This is a genomic window from Paenibacillus sp. P4_E11 (genome assembly GCF_056401635.1).
The window spans coordinates 1-4,626 of record NZ_JBFUIX010000213.1; the positions used below are offsets into that span (position 1 = coordinate 1).

At 48.3% G+C, this 4,626-nt stretch carries 8 protein-coding genes; 4 read left to right on the plus strand and 4 right to left on the minus strand.

What is annotated here, in order from left to right:
- The 4 genes from AC1DWB_RS31425 to AC1DWB_RS31440 form a co-directional block, all read left to right on the plus strand.
- Positions 1-487 (plus strand): GNAT family N-acetyltransferase (locus AC1DWB_RS31425; protein WP_477545030.1); only part of this gene is annotated, 487 nt, incomplete at its 5' end.
- A 19-nt stretch (positions 488-506) separates the two neighbouring features.
- Positions 507-1,208: a nucleotidyltransferase domain-containing protein gene (locus AC1DWB_RS31430; protein ID WP_477545031.1), complete on the plus strand. Its 702-nt coding sequence runs from the start codon at positions 507-509 to the stop codon at positions 1,206-1,208.
- 50 nt (positions 1,209-1,258) lie between these two features.
- The gene (locus AC1DWB_RS31435; protein ID WP_477545032.1) at positions 1,259-1,516 is read left to right on the plus strand and encodes a hypothetical protein; all 258 of its coding nucleotides are present in this window, start codon (positions 1,259-1,261) and stop codon (positions 1,514-1,516) included.
- A gap of 25 nt (positions 1,517-1,541) precedes the next feature.
- The gene (locus tag AC1DWB_RS31440; protein WP_477545033.1) at positions 1,542-1,892 is read left to right on the plus strand and encodes a VOC family protein; all 351 of its coding nucleotides are present in this window, start codon (positions 1,542-1,544) and stop codon (positions 1,890-1,892) included.
- A 58-nt stretch (positions 1,893-1,950) separates the two neighbouring features.
- On the opposite strand, the gene AC1DWB_RS31445 is transcribed toward AC1DWB_RS31440, so the two are convergent.
- From AC1DWB_RS31445 to AC1DWB_RS31460, 4 genes are all read right to left on the minus strand, one after another.
- The gene (locus AC1DWB_RS31445) at positions 1,951-2,400 is read right to left on the minus strand and encodes a NanQ anomerase/TabA/YiaL family protein (RefSeq protein WP_477545034.1); all 450 of its coding nucleotides are present in this window, start codon (positions 2,398-2,400) and stop codon (positions 1,951-1,953) included.
- 235 nt (positions 2,401-2,635) lie between these two features.
- Positions 2,636-3,283 (minus strand): nitroreductase family protein, encoded by a 648-nt coding sequence (locus AC1DWB_RS31450; protein WP_477545035.1) that lies wholly within the window; start codon positions 3,281-3,283, stop codon positions 2,636-2,638.
- Between the two features lie 106 nt (positions 3,284-3,389).
- A complete protein-coding gene (locus AC1DWB_RS31455) occupies positions 3,390-4,172 on the minus strand; it encodes an ABC transporter permease (RefSeq protein WP_477545036.1) in 783 nt (260 codons plus the stop codon).
- Positions 4,156-4,626, minus strand: a 471-nt coding sequence (locus AC1DWB_RS31460) for an AAA family ATPase (RefSeq protein ID WP_477545037.1), incomplete at its 5' end; no start/stop codon positions are given. The genes AC1DWB_RS31455 and AC1DWB_RS31460, both read right to left, overlap by 17 nt.

A 4,626-nucleotide genomic window follows, 5' to 3' on the forward strand; every position in this document is an offset into this window, starting at 1 on the left:
TAGCACCCCTATTGTGAAGATGAATCAGATGATTTATCGTCTTGACCGAGTAAACCCTATCGGATATGCACCGGGTAAGCTTAGATTGGCAGAAAGTAACGATTTGGAGCTTATTGCCGACTGGATTCTAGATTTCAATGAAGCGATTGGCGAACGTATAGAGCAAGAGGTTGCCCGGAACAAAGCAAGGGAGAACATAGAAAGCTCATCCCTATACATATGGCATGACGAAGTTGGTGTGAGTATGGCGAAGAAATCGAGGCCTACCCGTAACGGGATCGTCGTGACGCTGGTTTACACCCCACCGGCATACCGGAACAAAGGGTACGCATCCGCCTGCGTGGCCGCATTGAGTCAGCTATTACTCGATGAAGGTTATACATTTTGCAGCTTGTACACCGACTTGGCGAATCCTACTTCGAACAAGATTTATTCGGCCATCGGTTACGAGTCCATTCAGGGATCTATCATGTATCGTTTCGAATAGGGAGGGGAGGAAGCCTACTTTGAAAATACCAGCGATTCAAGCCGCCAAGCAGTTCGTTGCGACGCATTTCCCGCAATGCAGCGTGGCGCTGCTCACAGGAAGTACAACGCGTGGCGAGGAAACGCCGTATTCCGATTTGGACATCATTGTGATTTCGGACGATGAGCCTTCGGCTTACGCAGAAGCCTACTACGAGCAGGGCTGGATGATTGAGATATTGATGCATAACCGTACCACTTACAAAGAGTATTTCAAAAGGGACTGCTTGCGTGGTCGCCCCTCATTACCGCATATGTTCGCCACAGGGGTAATCCTGTTCGACGACGGGACCGCAGTCGATATGATTTGGGAGGCTCGACAGTTATTGGAAGCCGGGCCGCCTCCGTGGAGTGAGCAAGAGATTCGGCGTGCGCGATTCACGATCACGAACCATTTGTTAGATTTGCAGGGTGGTCTTACACCGATGGCGGCCTCATTCGCCATCCATGAGTTGGCTCATGCCTTGCATGAACTAGTGCTTCGAACCAATGGGCACTGGACTGCACGAGGAAAACGCATCCCGGCTGCACTGGAACATTACGACCCTGCATTCTCCAAGCTATTCGATGAAACCTTACAATCTTATAGCTTACGTTCTGATGTAGCGCCTATTATCCATTTTGCCGATGAGACCCTTGCATGCTATGGAGGAAGACTGTTTGAAGGGTATTCATCGAAATAGAACTATTTTTCCCTTACCCATATGGATTAAGCACCGAGTACGGCAAGGATATGATTACCAAGAAATCGTTGAACCCGGATACAGGGACGAAGCAAGTGAAGGATCTGTACGTTTACACGGACATATTGTGGGGGAAAGCAGCCATTATTATGCTGCTGAATACGGAACAAGGCCAACAGTTAAACAATGTGAACCTCCTGGAATGGGAGAATGGCAAGATTGTGCAGTGGAAGGATTATTCGTTTTGTAGACACTTTATGCAAAGTGCCGCAGAGGAACTAGGTTTGCCGCTATCTGATTTTATATAATTCTTACTAGTAGAGGTGCTGAACGATGAATCGAGTAGTATTGTTCGAATTAAGCAGTCAACAACCAGAACGGCAAGCTTCCTTTTACTCCAATGTATTCGGTTGGGAGCTGTCGGAACCGCAGTGGGGCTACAGATCAGCTACAACAGGGCCAAGCGACAGTCGTGGTATCGATGGCGGAATCGCTCAAGGTCCTTCTGAATTCCCACAAGCTACACGCATCACGATTCAAGTCGATTCCATCGATGATGCACTCAACAAGGCTATTGAGAACGGGGCGACGATATCGCAAGCCAAGTTGGACTTTGGAAGCTTCTTCTTGGTATATATCGTCGATCCCGTTGGCGTACATATCGGCCTCATTCAATACAAGTAGTCATGCCAGAATACTAGCTTGTAAGCAATGAATGACCCTATAAGCGGACCGCTCAGGATTAGATACGAATTTTGACGACGATTTTTTTCACATCTTCGGGCTCAATTCGGGTTATACACGGCATATGCGCGTCCTGAGGATACACTAGGGCGAAGCTGCCGACTTGAAGAGCAAGGAAGCTTCCCTCTCCAGCATACAAAGCGTAATCATTCTCTGCATCGTAAGATTTCGTTACCTGCAAGGAATCAATCGGTGCATAACCGAACGATTCGAGTCCTTTGACGATGTATTGGATATCGAAATAGTTACGATGGGCTTCCCACAGCCCGTCTTCCTTTGGCTTCGTCGTATATTGCTGGACGAGAGCAAATATATTGGTGCCGTCGATTTCATATTTTCCAGGTTCCAAAGCATTTAAATCCGTATCGATTAAAAATTGAAACGCCTGACGAAACCGTGGATGAAGCTCATAGTAGATTTTCGAATGATTCAACGTATCAATAATCATAGCCATTCCCCCAGATAAAATGTATTCATGCAATAAGACTTGCCTAGCAGATTATACCACCGCAATATTGCCGCTTACAACAAATAACAATCAGAATCATGCATCTATGAGGCATGATGTTAGAAATCATTGATTTATTTTATTAGCAGCGGATAGTTCTGCCCCATAAGAATTCAAAAGCAAAGACCTCTGGAGTGAAAACTAACTCCAGAGGTCTTTGCTGAATTCAAGTCGTCTATTCGATAATCGTTAAGATTTCGTCTACTTCTTTGCGTGGCAAGCGTCCAGGACGCTCGGAAGGATGACCAAGCGAGATAACCATGTTGATCTCACGGCTCTCATCGATGCCGAGGTACTCACGGAGGCGATGTGCAGCGAGCAGCACCGGCCCGGTCATCGGGCAAGTGGCCAAGCCACGGGCATGAGCGGCCAGCATTAAGTTCTGCGAGGCGAGGCAGCTGCTCTTGATGCCCTCCTCGGCCCACACGGAATCGTCCACAAGGGCAATCGGATCGAAGATCCGTTCGCGGAACTTGGAATTGTACGGAGTGGCGAGGCAGATGATCAGCACGGGTGCGTCGGAGAACGCGGTAGCATAGGGGCCGAACGACTTCGTTAACAAGCGGGCTTCCTTGCTCAGTCCCCGCTCTTCCGCTGCAGCGGCACGCTTATGCAACTCTTCCCATGTGATGGCTTCGATCTCCTTGATCTTATCCTTGTTCATAACAGCGACGAATTCCCATGTCTGTGAGTTCGTGTCACTCGGCGCATATCTTGCACAATCGATCAATTCACGAATATCTTCCACCGATACAGGCTCGTCTGTATATTTTCTAACGCTTCTTCGGTCCAATACGATATGTTTGAAGTCCTCGTAATTCATTTTGCGATTCCGCCTTTATTCTATTTTTGGAGTTGAGCTGTCTTGATAACTATTGTGACCAGGTACTAAATCCCAAACTCCATTATAGCTGAATCGCCAAGCCTTGTCATCCTGCAACGTCGCGCTTACTGAATACGCCCCAAGCGAGGCCGATGAATACGATGTAGTAGATGATGAGCATCGTGACCGAGAATCCTAATGTCATGTCTTCTATTAATGGTTTATGGCCCTTCGTGTATACTTCCAGATCGGTGTTGGCGAACAGGATATACTTGGCCCATTTGTACTTCAGTGCTATCAGTACGTTCATGACCGTACCGGAGACGAAGATCAGAATAAAAGACAGTGCGATTGCCAAGACGCTGCTGCGGAAGACCGAAGAAATCATAAACGCCATAGTCAAGTACATGAACAAGTCGATGGATCGGAAGCCGTAGGATTTCATGATGCTAAGCATGCTTAACCCAGATGCATCCCCGGAATTACCGAAGAACAGCAGTCCCACAATCGCAGAAACGATGTAGAGGAATGCTAAGAGCAGCACTAAGTAAAGGATGGAAGCGATATATTTGGACAGTAATATCTTGGAACGAGTTGCAGGGCGAATCAGAAGGAGCTTAATTGTCCCCCAAGTAAACTCACCCGCAACAATCTCCGCTGTAACGACGACCGAGAACACGAATACGATCAACGTAAAGTTTTTGCAGATGTTCATGAATTGCAGCATATTGCCGCCAACATTACCGTCACTTGAGACAGATTTCAGAATGATCGCCACAACCAGTGTGATGACCAGCAGAAGCCCCATCATAATCAGATTACGTGGACGGCGATAAATTTTCATATTTTCATTTTGAACGAGATTCAGCAGATTAGACAATTTGGCCACCTCTAGTCAATTCCAGGAATTTGTCCTCCAACGTCAGGGAGGCCGTCTTCACCGAGTATACACGCACATTGCCCTGCACGAGCTGCTTGATCGCTTCAGGCACTTGTTCACGCTGCAAGTAGAGCGTCACACCTTCCGGCGTTACGGCTGATTCCACGACGCTGACTGTATCCGCGAGCAGTTGGATGGCACGTTGCGGCTCGTCCACTTCGAACACGACGAGACTCGCCTCGTCATTCTGCTGCTGCACCATCTCGCGCATCGCCTGCACATTGACGAGCTTGCCGTTCTGGATAATGGCTACGCGATCGCACATGAGCTCCATCTCGGATAGCAGATGGCTGGAGACGATAACGGCCGTACCTTCGCTCTTGGCCAGCTGGCGCAAGTAATCACGCAGCTCGCGAATGCCCTCGGGATCGAGGCCGTTCGTCGGTTCGTCCAAGATGAGGAC